The organism is Microcoleus sp. FACHB-1515 (genome assembly GCF_014696105.1).
GTDB lineage: Bacteria > Cyanobacteriota > Cyanobacteriia > Elainellales > Elainellaceae > JAAUTJ01.
On record NZ_JACJPO010000048.1, the window covers coordinates 15,816 to 35,669 of the forward strand.

A 19,854-nucleotide genomic window follows, 5' to 3' on the forward strand; every position below is an offset into this window, starting at 1 on the left:
GATTATTTTTCAGTTGATCTTAGGGATTGCTGCTTCCCTTTTGGTGGGAGGCTGTAGCGATCGATTGCCTTCCATTTCCATCACCCCAATGGCCGATCGCTCCGGCGATTGTCGCGTGATTCAACATGAAATGGGAGAAACAACGGTATGCGGCCAACCTCAAAGAATTGTTGCGCTTGATCCGCATATTCTTGATAGTATCTTGGCCTTGGGTGTTCAGCCGATCGCCTATGCCGAAAGCAGACTGCTAGACTTTGAACAGTTTAACCTTCCAGCCGAGCAAATTCCTTATCTAGGCGATCGCATTACAACGAAGCCGCTGAATTTGGGCGATCGTCGCAATCCATCGATCGAAAGGATTCTTCAAGTAAAGCCAGATTTAATCTTGGGGGAAAGATGGCTGCATGAAGGCCATTATGATCGATACTCAAAAATTGCTCCAACGCTACTATTTAGCGATATCGGTGAAAATAGCGAGCAACATTGGAAGAACGATATTAAAGAAATTGCGAAAGCAGTGAATCGAGAATCTGAAGCCCAGCAACTTCTAGAAAAATTTCCTCAAAAAATAGCAACGGTACGAAACAAGTTAGCTTCCGTTGTTGCTGCTTATCCTCACGTTTTGGTAGCCAGTTGGGATTCATTAACGAGTACGATTAGCATTGGACCAACCTCAGCCGGAAGACTATTAGAGGCGATCGGATTTGAGCTAGTCAATACTTCAACAACGAATTTTGGTGAATGGGTTTCGCTATCGATCGAAGTTCTACCTGAAATTAATGCCGATCTCATTTTTGTGATGGGAACGACACCAGAGTTTTATAATCCAGAAGCGCAACTCAGATCCAAATGGAAAGACCAACCGCTTCTCGCTTCCTTACCCAGTTCACAAGCAGGTCGCATATTTTTTGTCGATCAGCATCTTTGGATCAGTCAAATTCGCGGTCCAATTACAGATGAATTAATCCTTGAGCAAATTTTTCAGCTTCTACTGCCTCTAACCGATCGCCAGGAAAGCAAAGTATGACGACAAACCCATTTTTTTGTGCAGAAAGCTCACGTGAATCTGGTGTTGATATTGTTGGCACTGCTTCCGATCATGAGATTTATATTGCGATCGAATGTCCTCCGCCTTGGGAAGCTGATGAAATTGAATCGCGATCGGTTCCCGATAATTTGCGTGAACTCATCGAAGAAGTTGATGAGGAATACGATCGCTTTCTCACTCGCTTTTTGTTCATCTATAGCGAACTCAAGCAGGAAAACTGTACGCGGCTGCTGATTTTTCAGAAGCAGTCAGAACCCGCAATTGCATTCAAGAAGCTGGAGTTTGAGCTTGCTAGTATTGAGGAAGTTGCGCCACTGGTGAAAAACTACCTGATGAACGGTTCGATTGATAAAACCTCGATCGAAAACTCATCTAAAGATGTTTTGATTTGTACGCATGGAAGTCGCGATCGCTGCTGTTCCCGCTTTGGCAATCCGCTTTATCGTCAGGCGGTTAAGATTGTGAATGATCGATCGCTGGATGTTCGCATTTGGCAGGCGAGTCACATCGGCGGACACCGCATGGCTCCCACCGCAATTACCTTTCCGGATGTGCGGTATTACGGCTATCTTGATGCTGATTCGCTTACCTCAATCTTGACGAGAACTGGGGATTTTCAGTCTTTGCAAAATCTGTATCGCGGCTGCGGAATATTGCCTTGGGCAGTGCAGTTTGTTGAGCGCGAACTAATGTTTCAAGCAGGGTGGAAATGGTTTGATTGGGCGATCGACGGTCGCGTTCTTGAACACAACGACGATGAGAGTTTTAACCAGGTTGAATTAATCGTTGAAACGCCGGAGGGCGCTCGCCAAACCTACACTGCAACTGTTGTTCTAGATGACAGTAAAATTATTTATCTCAAGGGATCGTGCAGCAGCGAATCTGCTTCTAGAGTCGAGCAATATATCGTTAGAAACTTGACGCTGGTTGAGTCTATCCGCTTCAATGCTTCTGCATAGATCGGGGATGCACGAATGACAGATGCCAAAATTCCAGGCTGGCGATACCGTTCCGGGACGCCACGATCGCTCTGGCAGCTAATCCTTTACGCGCCCAAACTTTACAGCATCGATAGCCTGTTTTGGGTTGCGATCGAAGGCATTCCCGCGATCGATGGCTTGCTGATCGGTGCATTTTTCGACGCGCTGACGGGGGAATCGTGGCTGTCTACAGGGCAAGCGATCGCACTCTTATTAATAGCAACGATCGCGCATATTGCGGTGATTTTGGCAGGGCGATTCACCAAAACACAGCACCGTTTTACCGTTAGCGCTTTAGTCAGGCGGAATTTGCTCGATCGATTGCTGCACCGACCCGGAGCCGCACCGCTGGCAGTGGGCAATCGCACGGTCTCGACGGGTGAGGCGATCAGCTATTTTCGGGAAGATGTCGATCAAATTGAAGATGCGGTGGCGGGCGTGTCTGAGATTGCCGGATCGGGATTGTTTGCGCTGGGATCGTTCGTGATTTTGCTGGCGATCGATCCGCAAATTACGCTGCTCGTCTTCGTTCCGCTTGCCGTAATCGTCCTCCTCGTGCAGCAAGTGCAAACGCGAATCAAGCGCTATCGTCGTGCCAGTCGTCACGCCACCGAACAGGTGACGGGCATGGCGGGCGAAATGTTTAACTCGGTGCAGGCGATCAAAGTGGCGGGAGCCGAAGATCACGTTTTGGCGCACTTTCGGCAGATCAACGACCAGCGGCGGCGCGTGATGATTCGCGATCGCCTGCTCACGGCTCTGCTCGACTCCAGCTTTCAAAATCTCGTCAGCTTCGGGACAAGTTTGATTCTGCTGGTGGCGGCTCAAGCGATGCGATCGGGGCGATCGACGCTCACCGTCGGCGAACTGGCGATGTTCATCTACTACCTCGGCTTCATCACTTCATTTCTCACCTTTTTAGGCGAATCGATCGCGCTCTACAAACAAACCGAAGTTTCCTTTGAGCGCATGGCCGCACTCGTTCCCGCTGACTCGGATGCGCTGGCGATCGTCGCCCACCAGCCGCTCTACCTGCAACCCTTAGGAGATCAGCCGCCCCGCTTGCCCGATCGAACTCCGCAAGACCGGATTCCCTTGAGCGAACTGCGAGCCGAAAACTTAACCTACCGCTATCCCAAAACGGGGCAAGGCATTACTAATGTTAGTTTGCAACTCGATCGCGGCAGTCTCACGGTCATCACCGGACGAGTGGGCGCGGGGAAAACAACGCTGCTGCGCGTCCTGCTGGGACTGCTGCCGCTTGAATCGGGCGCGATCTATTGGAACGATCGCCCCATTGCTAACCCTGCGGAATTTTTTGTGCCGCCGCAAAGTGCCTACACGCCGCAAACGCCGCAGCTTTTCAGCGATTCTTTACTGCAAAATTTGCTGCTGGGCTGGCCGGATGATGCCCTGACGGAAGCGATCGATCTGGCCGTATTTGAAGCCGATGTCGCCGCAATGCCAAAAGGCTTGCAGACGATCGTGGGGGCAAAAGGAATGCGCTTGTCGGGCGGACAGTTGCAGCGGGCGGCAGCGGCTCGAATGTTTGTCCGTCAGCCGGAACTGCTCGTTTTTGATGATTTATCCAGTGCGCTTGATATTCAGACGGAACTGAAGCTGTGGGCACGATTGTTTGATGTGGCAAAGCGATCGCACTGGCAGCCGACTTACCTGGTTGTTTCCCATCGCCGCCCGATTTTGAAACGTGCCGATCGCATTCTCGTTCTCGATCGCGGTCAGGTTATTGCAGCAGGCAGCTATGTCCAACTGATTACTCAACCGGAACTACGACAATTTTGGTGAACTCATTTTAATCATTCTTTTCGATCGAATTTGGACAATCTCAAACGGAGTACGAGTGGCTACACCGAGTCGGGATCAATGCCCAGTTCTCGTAACTTGGCCGCTAGCCGTTCTGCTTTATCTTCTGCGGCTTGCCTCGCATTTTCTGCGGCTTGCCTAGCATTCTCGGCCTCAGCATGAGTTAAAAGTTTTTCACCCGTTGCTGGATTATAAAAACGAAGTTCTCCTTGTTCCAAGCGGAGTTCTAAACCTAAAACTCGACTGGCGATCGACAGTCCACCATTAACTAAGTTGGCTGTGGGAAGTGGAAAGTAGTTGCCGTCAATCAGTTGATAGCCTTGCAGGGGAGGAGTTAGATAGTCGGCACTGGGGTCATACTGAAAATATTCAGGTACGCCCCAGAAGGCATACAGGCCGCGCTTTGTTCCTTGATCTTCGCTGACAGTTGATTTGGACGTAATTTCTAGAATGAAGCTTGGATACTGGTTGTTTTCCTGCCAAACTTTGTAGGAGGTGCGTTTTCCTTTGGGGCGATCGAAGACAACAAATACATCTGGAGAAACGCTGGCTTTTGGGTTGCCTTCTTCGTAATAAATCAGCAGGTTTCCAGAGACATAAATATTTGACCGATCGGCAAAGAAGATATTCAAAACTTCAGTACCATACGCCACATACGGACGCTGGTAATCGCTTTCAGCCATCGGCTTGCCATCAGAATCGGGATAGTCAACGTCTGCGGTTAGAGAAGTTGCGCTCGTCATAATCGCCGTTCTCCAGCATGGTGACAGCTTCAATTTAGCATGGGAGTTGCGGCATCATGAATGCTGCTGCGTCCAAGGCTTAAGCAAACGATCTATTGAAATTATCATGCTCGTTTCTAAACGAGTAAATAGAAACAATTGTTATCAGTCTAGAGAAGATGTGATTCCAGGGCAATTGCGGTTGGCGATCGCTAGCATGAGAGTAGTGCTTGACTCGTTGCCATGAAGCTACTCACCTGGATTTCAATCTTTTCAGTTGCTGCCTTGTCGATCGCCAGTTCCGCAGCCTTTGCCCAGACGATCGCCGCCTCTGATGCGCCTGTTGTTGAGTCGGCTGGCCTCACTGCCGATCTAAATGTGCCTTGGTCGCGTCCGGTTCAAGTGGTCGATCCGTTTGAAGGCGAATTTTTGGCTGTGTTCGATCGCAACGACATCAGCCAGCGGTTCCGAGACGGCGGTGGTCCCAGTCGATTCGTCAGTCTGTGGAGTCGCAATTCGATTCGCGTTCTGCTGCTGAGCGAACAAGGGTGTGACCACACATTTTTTAGTCCTTATTTTTCAGGTGCGGTTTGCGATCGCGTGGAAGTGCCGCGAGTGGTGAGAACGCTGTTCGTGCGTGTGGGCGATTCCGTCCTCGAAATTCCCGGTGAAAACAGCCGCTTTGCCGTGAATGAGGCGGTGGCAGCGGCTCTGCGAAATGCACCAGAGCAAAACATTGCGATTCGTCTGGTACTTGAAGGCGGTGAAACGATCGACAGCGAAATTGGTAAAGGAACGGTAGCCGCTTGGCGATCGATTTACTGACCGCTGGGGATCGCTCCAGGCCGAATCAGCTTGGGAAGATTGCTTAGGCTCACCCCAAGCGAACTCATCGCTTAAGGAGTGGTGGGCGCGGCTTCGGCAGGTGGTGCTTCTGGCACTGGATCGGGGCGGGGTGCAGGCTCACGCGCAGGCGCAGGATCAGGTCTGCGCTCTGGCCGATTTTCCGGTCTCCGTTCGGGTCTGCGCTCTGGGCGATTTTCTGGACGGCGTTCGGGTCTGCGCTCTGGGCGTGGTTCAGGTCTAGGTTCGGGTCGGCGTTCTGGGCGTGGTTCGGGCGCGGGTTCGGGTCTAGGTTCTGGAGTGCGATCGACGGGTCGTTCGGGTCTGGGTTCTGGAGTGCGATCGGGCTGTTCATCTGCCGGAGTTGGGCGACGGGCAGGCGCGGGATCAGGACGGCGATCGGGTTCAGGATCAGGACGAGAGGCTGGCTCTCGCGCTGGAGCGGGATCAGGAGAAGGTTCAGGCCGTTCTGCTGGCGCTTCGTTCGCGGGTGCGGTCGGCGTTTCTGGTGTGTCTGCCGAGGGCGTGTCAGGAGACGAGGCTGGAGGCGTTTCGCGATCGGGGGTGCGATCGGGTTCTGGGGCATCGCGATCCGGTTCCGGCTGTGCTTCGCGATCGACTGCGGCGGGTTGGGGCGATCGATCTTCGCTAGGACTGGCGGCAGCTTCGGGCGATCGGGTTGGGGCTTCTGCGGCCTCTGGTTCAGGATCAGAAATTACAATACTGCGACGCTCACCTCGTTCACGAGCTTGTTCTTCTGCTTCTGAACCTGGTTGAACAAAGTTGAATTCAACCGAGATTCGATCTCCAGGTCTAGCTCCCTGCAATCTTGCTTGGCGAGCCTGCCGGAGTGCCGTGCGATCCAAAGCTGCATTACCGCTCGATCGAGCAAGGACAGGGAAAGGTTGCCCCTGAGCGTCGATTTCAAACGTTACCAAAGCGGTTCCTTCTGCTCCGTCTGCGTCTTCTGGATATTCCGGTTCACAATTACGGCAGGTAATCTCACGAGAGCTACTGTCTCGTCTAGGGCGATTCTCCTCTGGAGGAGTTGCATTGCCGCGATCGCCCTCCTCACCTGTTCCGGTTCCTTCGCCTGTTCCTGTCCCTGTCCCCGTTCCTGTCCCTTCACCCGAACCGTTGCCTTCACCTATACCCGTTCCCGTTCCCAAGCCTGTGCCTGTTCCTAAGCCTGCGCCCGCACCCGGAGCAACTGCTGTTTCCGTTTGGTCGCTGCTTCCAGCTTCGGCTTGACGAGCCGCTTCACGTTCAGCATCGCGATCGCGCCGCAGTTGTTCTAGCAAATCTCTGAAGTTAGAAGCCGCCGTTTGAGTTTCAGGCGTAGCGGTGGGCGAGACAGACGGCGTGGGCTGAGGTGTGGCGGAAGCGATCGGTGTAGGTGTAGCGGTCGCTTCGGGGGAAGGGCTTGGTTCAGGTGTCGGACTGGCTTCTGGACTGGGGACGATCGCAGCTTCGGGCGTGGGTTCTGGTTCGGGTACAAGCTCTGGCGGCGGTTCGACGGGTTCGATCGGCGCGGCGGCTTCGATCGGAGGAGCAACTTGAGGAGGAGCTTGGGGAGATCGTGCAGCACTGCCGCCTTCACTGCCACCGCTGCCCGTCAGCACTTCCGCATCGGATTCGGGTTCCGGTTCCACTTCTTCAACTTCCGGTTCATCGATGCTGTCGGTGACAATGATGATTTCTTCTTGTTGAGCTAAATCAGGCTGAAAAAATGGCTTGACGTTTGCCAGCAGCAGGGCAGCGTGGAATGCGATCGATCCGCCCAACGCCCGCAGCAATAGTGTCTTGAGCGTTTTCTTTTGCGATTCTCGCTGTTGAGCAACAAATTCTGAAGAAATCATGTTTGTCGAGTCAGGGCTGATGAAAAGTCAGAAGTTTTTGACTAATTTTTTGATGAAAACTGATTGCTGAACTGAGCGAGCAGCGATCGAAAATCTTGTGAAAGGCGATCGCTTAGAACTCGCTTTCAGAATTCTAGGTCAAAGGCAGCTTATTGCAAGCAATTACCAAGATGTCTGCTCCAGATCACCTTACAACACTTCACGCCAGTTATTTTGTCTACTGGCAAACAGCCTAAACAGCAAGCATAGGAACACTTTGCAGCAGTATTGCGAGTTTTGCTAAGCATTCAGGCTTGACAAGAGTTCTCATTAAGCATACTGTTCTTTGAGAAAGATTTTTGTTGTCAATCAGAATTTGCCTGCGAATTGCGGCAGATGCGATTTTGCAAGGATGCGCTGAGGCGAGAAAGGGAGGAACGAGTTTGTCATGCTAATTACCGATTTGTTTGCGGCAGGCGGAATTGTGATGTATCCGCTGCTGATATTTTCGATTTTGGCGATCGCCCTGATTATTGAGCGCTGCATCTTTTGGTCAAAGGTGAATCGTCAGCAAAAGCGCGTCGTGCGTGAGGCGTTAGCGGGTTACGAAGCAGGTTCGGACACGGTTTTGCCGAAGCTCAAAAAGCATGGCGACTTGCCGATCGCCCGCATCCTGATCGAGGCAATGGAAATGGAATATGCACCTCCGCAGGCGTTTCACAACTTCATTGAGGGCGCAATTCAGGCAGAACTCCCGTTACTGCGTCGGTTTAACACCATCTTTGATACGATCGTGGCCGCTGCTCCGCTGCTGGGACTGCTAGGGACAGTGCTGGGACTGATTCGATCGTTTGCCAGCCTCGATCTAGGCAGCGTCGGACAGGAAGGGACGGCGAGAGTGACAGGCGGGATCAGTGAAGCGCTGGTTTCGACCGCATCGGGTTTGGTCGTGGCTCTCTTGGTGCTGCTGTTTGCCAATATTTTCCGAGGCTTCTACCGTCGCCAGTTGGCTTTGATTCAGGAATATACCAATCAGCTTGAAGCGCTGCATTTCTGTCGGTTTGAGGCCAATCGAACCGGAGAGCCAGTGCGACTGGAACGCCTGTAAAAACCTTTTCAATCCTCTACTTCTTACTGCTCATGGCAATTCGTGACGACGATCTCGACATTCCTCCTCAGATCAATATCGTGCCGATGATTGATGTGATCTTCGCGATTTTGACCTTTTTCATCATGGCAACGTTGTTTCTAACCCGATCGGAAGGCTTACCCGTCAATCTACCCAATGCCCAAACCGCTACGCTCACCAACTCACGTGAACAGCGGCTCACCGTTACTGTCAACGAACAAGGCGAAGTGCTGCTCGATCGCCAACCAGTCACTGTGGAAAACCTCGCCGCGCAAGTGCGATCGCAAAAGGGAAATCAACCTGAAATTCTCGTGGTGATCAATGCCGATCGCGCGGTTGATCACGGTACAGTCATCACCGTCATGGATCAGCTTCGGACGATTCCGGGCGTGAAGCTGGGGATCGCTGCAAAGCGCGAGTAGCGCAGGCAACAGCCGCCTCTCACTATTGAAAATATTCTCAATCTAAACGCTCATGCAGCAGGTTATCTCTAGCGTGGAGGGCGATCGCCTGCATCAGGAATTTTCGGTTTGCCCAAGCTCGATCGAACCGTATGAATCGCTGGAAATTGTGCCCGCTGATGAAGGACGGGGCTATGTTCGCTGGGTTGAATTGGCGACGGGAATTGACTTAGATATTTCTGATCATGAGTATTTTGAGGATTGCCGCCACAAAGAATTTGATCATGAGCATTTGATTCAGTTTTCGGTTGCGCTATCAGGCAGGGTCATTACCAACATTTATCCAGCTATTGATAGCGAACACTGCTATTTATCGGGTAGCGGGATTTCACACGGCTATATCAATTGCCACCCGCAAGGTGAGCGATTGCGAATGGTGGATGTTCACATTGAGCCAGAGCAGCTACAGGCCTTTTTTGCGGATGGTGAGCAAGATTTGGTGAGTGAGAAATTGCTAATTCGATCGAACGAGTGGAAAGCATCTTTCTTCCCGAAAGTGACACCTGCAATTCGCTCGATCGCCCAGCAGATCATTGATGCGCCGTTTCGAGGTGGAATGAAGCGGCTGTATCTTCAGGCGAAAGTGTTTGAGCTATTGACGTTGCAGCTTGACGCGGTTTTGAGCGATCGCACTCAAGCTTTGCCATCTGTAAAACTTAAAGCAGATACGATTGCACGGCTGCATCATGCCAAAGAAATTTTGACGGCTCAGCTTGAAAATCCACCTGCTTTGTTGGAACTAGCGCAACAGGTAGGGCTGAGCGATCGCACCCTCCAGCGCGGCTTCAAACTGCTATTTGATTCAACGGTCGTCGGCTATTTAGCTCAGCGGCGGATGGAGCGGGCAGAGCAGCTTTTGCGGCAAGGAGATCGATCGGTTGCGGAAGTTGCCAATCTGGTTGGATTTAGCCATTTGGGAAATTTTGCGGCAGCATTTAAGCGGCAGTTTGGGATCACGCCGAGTCAGTGTTTGGCGGGAAAACTGGCGGTTTTTGGATCATAAATGGCGGTTTTTGGATAGACGCGATCGCCCCGCACTCTTTACAGTAGCTCTATTCCGCTAAACGGGAATTATTTGCAATTAGAGCTTGCTGGAGTGAGGGTGATGCTGCGATCGATCAAGTTGCTGGTGGCGATGCTGGGCTGTGTGGCGATGACGCTGCCTGCGGAAGCACAGGAAGAACCTGCGGCAATTCCGGCCAATGAAGTGCCGATGCTGAGCGAGCTTGACCAGCCTGCAACCTCGATCGATGAGTGGATGGCGCAGGTGGCGCAGGCGGCTGTGGTGAAAATTACGGCTGTGCGCGTGGAGCCGACGGAGACGGGTTTGGCGATCGTGCTGGAAACCGAGGGCGGATCGATCGAAGTGCCTGCGACGAATGCGATCGGCAATGCGCTGATTGCGGATATTCCCAACGCGACGATCGCAGAAGAAATTTTTGAACCAGAGCCGATCGCGGGGATCGCGCTGGTGGAGGTGACACAGTTGCCAGGGGATCGCGTCCGGGTGGCGATTACGGGGACGGATGCGCCACCTGTGGCTGAGGTGCGATCGGATGGGCAAAATCTTGTGTTGGGTGTGGCAATCGGGACAGTTGCGGCACAGGATGAGGAGGCGATCGAGATTGTTGTCACAGGCGATCAGGATGATGACTATCAGGTAGACACGACCTCTGTGGGAACGCGAACCGACACGCCGCTACGTGATGTTCCGCAAGCGATTCAAGTGATCCCGCAACAGGTGCTTGAAGATCAGCAAGCTAGAAGCATTATCGATGGATTGCAAAATGCCGTTGGCCTGACTGCATTAGCCAATCCATCATCATCACGAACCTATTTCACAATTCGAGGCTTTGAGAACTTTGGCAACTTTCTTGTCAACGGTATTCCTGACCCACAAATTTCTTCAGATGCAACCTTTATCAATGTGGAACGGCTAGAGGTGTTGAGAGGACCTGCCTCTGTTCTATATGGTCAAACTCGATTTAGTGGCTTGGGAGGCACAATCAATGTAGTGACTCGGCAACCGCTGAGAAATCCATTTTATGAAGTCAGTGCCACTGCTGCGAGCTTCAATGATTATCAGGGGGCGATCGATTTTTCTGGTCCCTTAAACGATGCAAGAACCGTTCGCTATCGTTTCATTGCTGGCTATCAGGATTTTGACAGTTTTCTCGATTTTGAAGAAGGAATCGAAATTTCTGTTGCACCCAGCCTCGCTCTTGAATTAGGAGAAAATACCGACCTCACTATCGAAGGAGATGTCAATATTCAGGAGCGCAATGGACAGCAGCCTGAAGGACAACCTGCGGTAGGAACTGTGCTGCCAAACCCAAATGGCACAATTGACCGCAGCTTTAACCCTGGTGGACCACAAGTTGATAACTTCACTGTGAATGCTAGAGCGGGCTATCGCTTTGAGCATCGATTTAGCGAAGATTGGCGAATTCGCAATGCATTTCTCTACACCATTTATGACGACGACGATCGAGATGGAGCGCCACAGATTTTCAATGGTAGTCTAGCGCCTGATAACCGCACGTTGAATCGACGTTATTTTAGCGGCAGCCAGTTTTACGATAGCTATTATTTGGACACTAATTTACTCGGTGAATTTCGCACAGGCACAATTGATCATCAGCTTCTATTTGGCTTTAGCTTGAGCCGAGATGAGAGCGACGTTACTGGTGAAGTTGGAGATGCGCCTCCTATCGACATCTTCAATCCCGTCTATGACCAAAACGTAAATTTGACAGGCCCAACTTTTAGCAACTTCACGACTAGAGATACGCTTGGTCTTTACCTGCAAGATCAAGTTACATTGGCGGAGAATTTGAGATTTTTGTTGGGAGGTCGGCTTGACTTCTTTGAAGAGCGCACTGACGATCGATTAGCTGACACAGAAACCAACCAGTCAGATACCGCATTCAGCCCGCGCATCGGCGTTGTCTACCAGCCAATTCCAGCAGTTTCGCTCTATGCTAGTTATTCTCGCTCCTTTGCTCCCACGATCGGACTTGCGGCAGATGGGGAAACCTTTCGACCAGAGCGAGGAACGCAATATGAGATTGGAGCCAAAGTAGACATTAACGATCAGCTTTCGGCAAACTTGGCGCTTTATGATTTGACCCGTACGAACGTCACAACAGCCGATCCCGACAACCCGAACTTTTCCATTCAAACTGGAGAGCAAAGAAGCCAGGGAATTGAAGTTGATATCAACGGCGAAATCTTACCAGGCTGGAACGTGATTGCTGGATATGCCTACAACGATGCCAGAGTCACCGAAGACAACTCCATTCCCGAAGGAAATCGACTGCGAAATGCGCCTGAACATTCGTTTAATCTGTGGACAACCTACAGAATTCAAGCAGGTGATTTAGAGGGGCTTGGGTTTGGTTTAGGCTTTTACTTTGTGGGCGATCGTCCAGGCGATCTTGCTAACAGTTTTAAGCTACCCAGCTATTTCCGCACCGATGCCGCTATTTTTTATGAGCGCGATCGATTCCGCGCTGCAATCAACATTCGGAATCTCTTTGACATCGAATACTACCCTACAGCCGATTCCATTAATCGGGTTGATGTCGGTGCGCCATTTACTGTCCAAGGCACTCTTGCTTGGCGATTCTGAGGGGTAGGATTGATGAGGAATGCTGTGTGCCGCTTTTTCTGCTTACTACTTTTTAGCATTTTCACAAATGCGTCCATCTCAGCTTGCAGTGTAGTAAGTATTCCTAACAACACCCATATCCAACAAGCTATTACAGATTGTCGAACTGTGCAGCATGTTATGGGTAGCACCTGCATTCCTCGAAATCCTCAACGGATTGTGATGCTCCGAGAAGATTATTGGATCAATAGTTTGAAATTAGGTGTTCAGTCTATAGCAACCGTTTCTGTTCCAGGATTTCCTTTCGCTAAATATCTTGAAGGCAAAGTAGACCCGATAGAATCCGTTGGCGGATACGGTTCTCCAAACCTGGAAAAGATTCTGTCTCTTCATCCCGATCTCGTTTTGGCTGAGTCCTCTTACTCAGAAAACCTCTACAAACAACTATCTCAGATTGCGCCCACTGTTGTATTAAACATGTCCTTTCCCTCTCCTCCCTGGGAAGACCAATTGAAGGAGCTTGCTTACGTATTAGACAAGGAAGCAGCGGGCAAACAACTCATCAATGAATATTGGAGACGAGTGGAAGAACTGAAGCAGGCTTTGGGCGATCGCCGCCATCATCTAAAAGTGTCCATTGCCAATACATCTTCAGAATATGGCATTTGGTCTTATGGAGAAAAACACCACGCTGGAGAAATTTTGCAAGACATCGGCCTACAGCGTCCCGAATCCCAAAGAGGAGATTTCTTCTACATTGAAAACATATCTAAAGAAAAAACATCCGATCTCGATGGAGATGTTCTTTTCTTCGTGTCGTGGGAAAGAGAAAATGATCAAAAGACGTTAGAAAAACTCAAACAAAGCCCTCTATGGGCGAGACTTAATGTTGTTCAACGCGATCAGGTGCATCTTGTGGGCGCACATTGGCATAATTCAGATATTTTCGCTATCAACGCCATCCTAGATGACCTATTCAAATATCTCGTCGATACTCCTTAAACTATGTCAAAACACAATTTATTTGTTTGCAAATCCTGTCACCTCTCCGAAGCGCAACCCGAAGACCAACCAACTGATGGCACTTGCTTACTCGATCGACTCAACCAATTAAACGCTAATCGATCGCACTCCGCTGAGCTTGAAATTCAACCTGTTGATTGTTTGTGGACATGCGATCGACCCTGCGCCGTTGCCTTTTCCGCTCCTCACAAACCCACCTATCTCTTCACCAACCTACCCACTGAGGAAACCGCCACTGCCCTCCTGCAATTTGGCGATCGCTATTTCAACAGCAAAACAGGCGATGTTCCCTGGAAACAATTTTCTGAAGTATTGCAAGCAGTGAGTGTCGCCAAGATTCCCACTCTCAAATGAAAGCAGATTGAGGGCGATCGCACTCTTCAGAAATGACTTTCACGATCGATCGTCCTTCTCAAAGCGCTGGCCTCTAGAATGTTTGTAATCTTCACTTGTAAAATCGCAGCAAATGACAGCAACCACCATTGATATTGGCACTTTCATCAGCAGCACCCCCGGACTTCACGGCGGCGCTCCCCATATTTCCGGCAAAGGTATCACCCTTCGCCGCATCGTTTCCTGGTACAAGCGCGGCCTAGCCCCCGAAGAGATTGGCGATCGCATCGGACACATCACCCTTGCCGAAGTTTATGCCGCACTCACCTACTACCACGCCAACGTTGCCGCGATCGAAGCCGATATTGCCCATCAAGCCGCAGAAGCAAACCGTCTAGAAATGCTACATCAATCCTCCACAGACTCGATCGCATGAGCCAAATTCGTCTCTACCTCGACGAAGATTCTCAGGATCAAGCACTTTTGAGAGCGCTACGCGCCCGCAGTGTTGATGTGATTACAGTCCAAGAAACCTAAACTGAAGGCTCGATCGATGTCGAGCAATTGCGTCTAGCAGCACAGCAACAACAAGTCATCTATAGCCACAACATCAGCGATTTCTACCAGCTTCATATCGAGTTCATTGTAAGCTCAGAAAATCACTCAGGAATTGCTTTCCTCGCTCAAAATTATTCGGTTGGAGAACAAGTTCGAGCCATTTTAGAACTGATTGCAAATAAAACCGCTGAAGAAATGGAAAATCAATTAGAATTTCTCAGCAAATATCTGAGAATCTAAAGATTCGATAAAACAAACATTAAGCGAGGCGATCGAGTTTGAGAAGCGATCGCAGGTTGATTGGAAGGGCGATCGGTGGAAAGAAAAATCAATGCTTTACAAAAGATGGGAATTGAGAAGTGATTGGATTGTGCAGGTTGGGCGATCGCAGTCAAAATATTAGCTTGCGAGCGATTGTTCTATTATTTATTTTCATTGATTGAGAGTAAATGAACCAAGCGATCGATAATTCTACTGCACGTAACTTCTAATCAACAATGGCGATTCGCTCTACTCATTCTTTGCTGCATCTATTTCACTACGCAAAACCCTATCGAATTCAAATTGTGGGGGCGATTGCCTGCTCTATTTTCAACACGCTCTTGGATCTCGCTCCGCCCTACCTAATTGGCGTTGCCGTTGATGTCGTTGTCGAACGAGAGAATTCGCTAATTGCTCGATTTGGAATTCAAAATGTAGTGAATCAGTTGATGGTTTTGTCGCTGCTCACGATCGCCACTTGGGGTTTAGAATCGCTGACGCAATATTTGTACGATCGCCTTTGGCGCAACTTGGCGCAGACAATGCAGCACGAATTTCGCGTCGATGCCTACAGCCATTTGCAGGAGTTGGAACTGAGTTTTTTTGAAGACCGCAGTACCGGAATTTTGCTTTCTGTTCTCAATGACGATATCAATCAGCTAGAGCAATTTCTCAATACGGGCGCTCACAATATCCTCTGGTTTTTTACAACGATTATTGCGATCGGCACTAGCTTTATTCTGCTGGCTCCGGGCATTTCCTGGCTGGCAATGTTACCGATTCCCTTCATTTTGTGGGGCACGATCGCCTTTCAAAATCGGCTGGCGGTTCGCTATGATGCCGTGCGCGATCAGGCCGGATTAATTAGCGATCGCCTTGCCAACAATCTCTCTGGCATTGCTACAGTTAAGAGCTTTACGGCTGAAGCGTATGAGCGCGATCGCGTCCGTCAAGAAAGTGATGCCTACCGCCGTAGTAACCGCCGTGCAATCGCGCTTAGCAGTGCCTTTGTACCGCTGATTCGGTTTTTGGTGTTGGCGGGTTTTGTGACGACGTTGTATTTAGGTGGAATCGCAGTCATTAATGAGCACCTGTCGATCGGAACCTATGGCTTTATGGTGTTCATCGTCCAAAGTTTACTCTGGCCGTTCACGGAACTGAGCGAGATTATGGATAGCTATCAGCGAGCGATGGCATCCATTCGGCGCGTTATGGGACTGTTAGAAACCCCGATCGCCATTCGCACCGGAGCGCAAACTATTAAACAGGTGCGCGGCGAAGTGACGATCGATCGCGTCAGCTTTACTTATGATGGAATTACTCCGGTTTTGAAGAATATTTCGCTGCATATTCCAGCGGGTGCAAATGTTGGGATTGTTGGCGTTACGGGGTCAGGAAAAAGTACGTTGGCGAAGCTATTGCTGCGGTTTTATGAGGTGCAAACGGGCAATATTTTGATTAATAGAATGGAGATTCGATCGCTGCAACTGCAAGAGTTACGACGCTGCATCGGTTGGGTGAGTCAGGACTTATTTTTGTTTCAGGGAACCGTCGCTGAAAATATTGCTTACGGGCGAATTGATGCGACTCCAGCGCAAATTATGCAGGCGGCAAAATTGGCAGAAGCGCATGAATTTATCGATCGCTTGCCGCAAGATTACGACACGATCGTTGGGGAGCGGGGTCAAAAACTTTCGGGTGGACAACGACAGCGAATTGCGATCGCTCGTGCGCTGCTCAAAGACCCGCCGATTTTGATTCTCGATGAGGCCACTTCCGCTGTTGATAATGAAACGGAAGCGGCAATTCAAAAATCGTTAGCGGCCATTACGAAAAACCGCACGACGATCGCCATTGCTCACCGTTTATCAACGATTCGACATTGCGATCGAATTTATGTGATGGCGCAAGGTGAAATTGTTGAACAGGGTCAGCACGATCAACTGCTAGCCATGCAGGGAATTTATGCCGGATTGTGGCAGGTGCAAGCAGGGCTACAGACTGGAGTTTGAGCGAGCAATCGGCACACACATCGGCGTTCCCTTCACCGGATCGCGAACAATTTGACAGTCCACTTCAAACACATCGCGCACCAGTTCGGGCGTCATTACCTCGCTCGGTTTGCCCTGCGCGTAGATCGTCCCCTGCCGCATCGCAACCAGGTAATCGGCATAGCGACAGGCTTGATTGAGGTCGTGCAGCACCATGACAATCGTGCGGCCTTCCTGCTGATTGAGGTCGTGCAACAGGTCTAGCACTTCCATTTGATGCGCCAGATCAAGAAACGTGGTTGGTTCATCCAGGAGCAAAATCTCGGTGTCTTGCGCCAGCGTCATCGCGATCCAAGCTCGCTGCCGCTGTCCGCCCGAAAGCTGATCGAGGGGGTGAGCAGCAAAGGTCATCAGGTCGGTTTTGGCGATCGCTTCCTCCACCCGTTTTTCATCCAGTTCTGACCACTGCTGCCACCAGGTTTGATAGGGATAGCGTCCCTGCGCCACCAGATCGCGGACGGTCAAGCCTTCGGGAGCGATCGGATTTTGCGGCAGCATCGCTAAGCGTTTGGCAACGCTGCGGGTCGAAAGCTTAAAGATGTCGGCTCCATCGAGCGCAATCCGACCGCGCCTCGGTTTAAGCAGTCGCGCCAGTCCGCGTAGGAGGGTAGATTTGCCGCAGCCGTTTGGCCCAACCAGAACCGTAATTTGTCCAGTCGGAATCGTGAGGTTGAGATGTGCGACGATCGAGCCGCGATCGTAACCGAGCGTGAGATTTTCAGCTTCAAGGCAGTGAGACATAGCAGTTATCGAGAACGATTGCGAATAAGTAGATAGACGAAGTAGGGCGCACCGATCGCCGATGTGACCAGACCGCAGGGAATTTCGATCGGGGCAAACAGCAGGCGTCCAACCAAATCGGCTAAGACGACGATCGCGCCGCCAATCAGGGCAGAAGCCGGAAGCAGCGCTTTATGATCCGAGCCAACGAGTTGCCGCGCCAAATGCGGAGCCATCAAATCCACAAAGCCGATCGATCCTGCCGTTGCCACGCTTGCCCCTGCCAGCGCAACTGATGTTAGGAGCAATAAGCCGCGCTGCCACTCAATGCGACTGCCCAAACTGCGAGCCACTTCATCGCCCAGTTGCAGCACATTCAGTTCGCGCACCTGCAACAGTGCCAAACTGCCAAAGCCAATTAGCCAGGGCAAAAAAGCCGCAATCTGCTCCCAACTGCGTCCGTAAACGCTGCCCGCCAGCCACACCAAGGCTTGCGAAACCGCATCGATATTGCCAAATGTAGTCAGCACTTCAGTTGCGGCACTGACAATCAAGTTCACGCCCACGCCAATCAAAATCAGTCGGACAGGAGCGCTGCCGCCTTGCCATGCCAGCCCATAGATCAGCAGGGCAGTTGCCAGTCCACCTAGGAAAGCAGCGGCGGGCAGGTAGGCGATGGCTCCGCCTCCTTCGGGCGACACAGCCGGAAACACAATCAGCAGGACGACAGCGGCCAAAGATGCGCCCGCATTCACACCCACAATTCCCGGTGCGGCGAGTGGATTGCGCGTGATTCCCTGCATGATCGCGCCCGCCATCGACAAGGCCATGCCAACGAGGACAGCGACGATCGATCGCGGCAATCTCAGCGTCCGCACGACAAAGGCATGATCGGGATTGCCTGTGTCGATGCCGATCATGGTTTTGGCGACATCCAGCCACGCGATCGGATATTCGCCAAAGCTGGTACTGGCAATTAGGCCAAAGCCAATTACGAACAGCAAGGCAAGCAGCACGATCGCCACCTGCGGTTGAGGAGCGGCAGCGCGAATCGTCATTGCTTCACCTTCTGATGCGTCAAGTACACAAAAAACGGCGCACCGATTAGCGGCATGACGAGGCCGACAGGAAGTTCGATCGGACGCAAAATCAATCGCGCACAGATATCCGCCACGACCAGCAAGATCGCGCCAAACACTGCCGAATAAGGCACAATCCAGCGGTAATCCACACCGACAAAAAAGCGCACCAGATGCGGAATAATCAAGCCGACAAAGCCGATCGGTCCCGCAACGGCCACGCTTCCACCCGCCAGCAGCACGACGCTCAGGGCGCTTATGCCTTTCACCCAGCCCGTCCGCTGTCCCAAACTTCGCGCCACATCATCCCCCAAACTCATTGCCGTAATCGGACGACCGAGTGCTAAAGCCAAAGCCAGCCCGATCGCCAAAAACGGCAACGCCTGCCACAGCAAATCCAGATCCCGCCCCGCTACCGATCCGGCTAGCCAAAAGCGAATTTCTTCTAAGGTGCGCTGACTGACAATCAAAATTCCCGCTGTCAAAGAGGCGATCAAAGCGGTGAGGGCGGCTCCGGCGATCGTCAGATTCAACGGCGTCAAACCGCCACGACCGAGCGATCCAATTCCGTAGACGGCGATCGCCACAATGCCCGCGCCCAAAAACGCCACGCCCATCTGAGTGCGAATCGACTCGCTGCCAAATAAGAAAACGGCGACAACAACCGCAAAGGCGGCTCCGGCATCGACGCCCAGAATATCCGGCGCAGCAAGCGGATTGCGCGTCAAGCCCTGCATTAAAGCTCCGGCGACCGAGAGCGCTCCGCCGACTGCAATGGCGATGAGCGATCGCGGCAGTCGCACTGTGCGAATAATCAAATGCTCAGTCGAGCCATCAAACGCGAACAAGGCAGAAATCACGGTGGCAGGGGGGATATCTGCCGCGCCCAAGGTGAGACTCAGAACCAAGCAGCCAAACAGAATCACAGCACCCACACCCAAACCAAGCAGGAGAATAGGCGGCGATCGCCTGACAGGGGTTGAACGAAGGGTAGATGAAGTCATAGAAGCCGAAAACGCGATCGAGCTTGATCGCGCAAATTTAGGAAATTTTCTCAATAGGAGAGTATGATTGATTGCTGCCGACTGTCAAGCAGATGAGTCAAGCGAAAGCTGTCTTTCCAGTAAAATTACGCGATCGTCTACTTCAAGAAATTCTCAAAATCTTTTCCAAGGCGCTCAGTGACTACTGGGGAGGGCGCAAGCAACTGGCGATCGCAGGCTACGGACTCTCTGCCCTCATCACACCGCTATTTGCCATTGCCAGCAGCCCAACTTCGATCTTGGTAGCGCGGTTTGGCGATCGCTTTGGCAAAGGCATTCATTCGCGCTGCCCCGCGCAACGCCTTGGTTGCAGACACGACTCCTGCTGAAT

The 19,854-nt window shown here is 51.4% G+C and carries 19 protein-coding genes; 14 read left to right on the forward strand and 5 right to left on the reverse strand.

What is annotated here, in order from left to right:
• Positions 1–88: 88 nt before the first annotated feature.
• From H6F67_RS16725 to H6F67_RS16735, 3 genes are read left to right on the forward strand one after another with little or no spacing between them, the layout of a single operon-like run.
• Complete coding sequence (locus H6F67_RS16725) at positions 89–1,027, forward strand: ABC transporter substrate-binding protein (protein ID WP_190767760.1); 939 nt, start codon at positions 89–91, stop codon at positions 1,025–1,027.
• A complete protein-coding gene (locus H6F67_RS16730; RefSeq protein ID WP_190767761.1) occupies positions 1,024–2,007 on the forward strand; it encodes a sucrase ferredoxin in 984 nt (327 codons plus the stop codon). Before H6F67_RS16725 ends, H6F67_RS16730 begins: the two co-directional genes overlap by 4 nt.
• Positions 2,008–2,022: 15 nt before the next feature.
• Entirely contained in the window at positions 2,023–3,834 is a 1,812-nt protein-coding gene (locus H6F67_RS16735) for an ABC transporter ATP-binding protein (RefSeq protein ID WP_190767762.1), read from the forward strand.
• A 59-nt stretch (positions 3,835–3,893) separates the two neighbouring features.
• On the opposite strand, the gene H6F67_RS16740 is transcribed toward H6F67_RS16735, so the two are convergent.
• Positions 3,894–4,595: a Uma2 family endonuclease gene (locus H6F67_RS16740; RefSeq protein WP_190767763.1), complete on the reverse strand. Its 702-nt coding sequence runs from the start codon at positions 4,593–4,595 to the stop codon at positions 3,894–3,896.
• 222 nt (positions 4,596–4,817) lie between these two features.
• Here H6F67_RS16740 and H6F67_RS16745 point away from each other — a divergent pair, with 222 nt between their 5' ends.
• Positions 4,818–5,399, forward strand: a complete 582-nt coding sequence (locus H6F67_RS16745) for a hypothetical protein (RefSeq protein ID WP_190767764.1) — start codon at positions 4,818–4,820, stop codon at positions 5,397–5,399.
• Positions 5,400–5,470: 71 nt separating this feature from the next.
• On the opposite strand, the gene H6F67_RS16750 is transcribed toward H6F67_RS16745, so the two are convergent.
• A complete protein-coding gene (locus tag H6F67_RS16750) occupies positions 5,471–7,276 on the reverse strand; it encodes a TonB family protein (RefSeq protein WP_190767765.1) in 1,806 nt (601 codons plus the stop codon).
• A gap of 427 nt (positions 7,277–7,703) precedes the next feature.
• On the opposite strand from H6F67_RS16750, the gene H6F67_RS16755 reads away from it, so the two are divergent.
• The 9 genes from H6F67_RS16755 to H6F67_RS16795 all read left to right on the forward strand — a co-directional run bounded on the left by H6F67_RS16755 (position 7,704) and on the right by H6F67_RS16795 (position 16,642).
• Positions 7,704–8,363: a MotA/TolQ/ExbB proton channel family protein gene (locus H6F67_RS16755; RefSeq protein ID WP_190767766.1), complete on the forward strand. Its 660-nt coding sequence runs from the start codon at positions 7,704–7,706 to the stop codon at positions 8,361–8,363.
• Positions 8,364–8,395: 32 nt separating this feature from the next.
• Positions 8,396–8,806: a biopolymer transporter ExbD gene (locus tag H6F67_RS16760; RefSeq protein WP_190767767.1), complete on the forward strand. Its 411-nt coding sequence runs from the start codon at positions 8,396–8,398 to the stop codon at positions 8,804–8,806.
• A gap of 52 nt (positions 8,807–8,858) precedes the next feature.
• Positions 8,859–9,848 (forward strand): AraC family transcriptional regulator, encoded by a 990-nt coding sequence (locus H6F67_RS16765; RefSeq protein WP_190767768.1) that lies wholly within the window; start codon positions 8,859–8,861, stop codon positions 9,846–9,848.
• A 102-nt stretch (positions 9,849–9,950) separates the two neighbouring features.
• Positions 9,951–12,476, forward strand: a complete 2,526-nt coding sequence (locus H6F67_RS16770; RefSeq protein ID WP_190767769.1) for a TonB-dependent siderophore receptor — start codon at positions 9,951–9,953, stop codon at positions 12,474–12,476.
• A gap of 159 nt (positions 12,477–12,635) precedes the next feature.
• Positions 12,636–13,457 carry an iron-siderophore ABC transporter substrate-binding protein gene (locus H6F67_RS16775; protein WP_199304472.1) on the forward strand — a complete coding sequence of 274 codons (822 nt, stop codon included), beginning with the start codon at positions 12,636–12,638 and terminating at the stop codon, positions 13,455–13,457.
• Positions 13,458–13,460: 3 nt separating this feature from the next.
• Positions 13,461–13,832: a DUF1636 domain-containing protein gene (locus H6F67_RS16780; RefSeq protein WP_190767771.1), complete on the forward strand. Its 372-nt coding sequence runs from the start codon at positions 13,461–13,463 to the stop codon at positions 13,830–13,832.
• Between the two features lie 112 nt (positions 13,833–13,944).
• Entirely contained in the window at positions 13,945–14,247 is a 303-nt protein-coding gene (locus tag H6F67_RS16785; RefSeq protein WP_190767772.1) for a DUF433 domain-containing protein, read from the forward strand.
• Between the two features lie 113 nt (positions 14,248–14,360).
• Complete coding sequence (locus H6F67_RS27795) at positions 14,361–14,609, forward strand: DUF5615 family PIN-like protein (protein ID WP_348251977.1); 249 nt, start codon at positions 14,361–14,363, stop codon at positions 14,607–14,609.
• A 257-nt stretch (positions 14,610–14,866) separates the two neighbouring features.
• A complete protein-coding gene (locus H6F67_RS16795) occupies positions 14,867–16,642 on the forward strand; it encodes an ABC transporter ATP-binding protein (protein ID WP_190767773.1) in 1,776 nt (591 codons plus the stop codon).
• On the opposite strand, the gene H6F67_RS16800 is transcribed toward H6F67_RS16795, so the two are convergent.
• From H6F67_RS16800 to H6F67_RS16810, 3 genes are read right to left on the reverse strand one after another with little or no spacing between them, the layout of a single operon-like run.
• The gene (locus H6F67_RS16800) at positions 16,625–17,422 is read right to left on the reverse strand and encodes an ABC transporter ATP-binding protein (RefSeq protein ID WP_190767774.1); all 798 of its coding nucleotides are present in this window, start codon (positions 17,420–17,422) and stop codon (positions 16,625–16,627) included. The two genes, H6F67_RS16795 and H6F67_RS16800, sit on opposite strands and share 18 nt — an antisense overlap.
• Before the next feature lie 5 nt (positions 17,423–17,427).
• Positions 17,428–18,459: an iron ABC transporter permease gene (locus H6F67_RS16805; RefSeq protein WP_190767775.1), complete on the reverse strand. Its 1,032-nt coding sequence runs from the start codon at positions 18,457–18,459 to the stop codon at positions 17,428–17,430.
• A complete protein-coding gene (locus tag H6F67_RS16810) occupies positions 18,456–19,484 on the reverse strand; it encodes an iron ABC transporter permease (protein ID WP_190767776.1) in 1,029 nt (342 codons plus the stop codon). Before H6F67_RS16810 ends, H6F67_RS16805 begins: the two co-directional genes overlap by 4 nt.
• 71 nt (positions 19,485–19,555) lie before the next feature.
• On the opposite strand from H6F67_RS16810, the gene H6F67_RS16815 reads away from it, so the two are divergent.
• Positions 19,556–19,852, forward strand: a complete 297-nt coding sequence (locus H6F67_RS16815; protein WP_199304473.1) for a hypothetical protein — start codon at positions 19,556–19,558, stop codon at positions 19,850–19,852.
• Positions 19,853–19,854 lie beyond the last annotated feature (2 nt).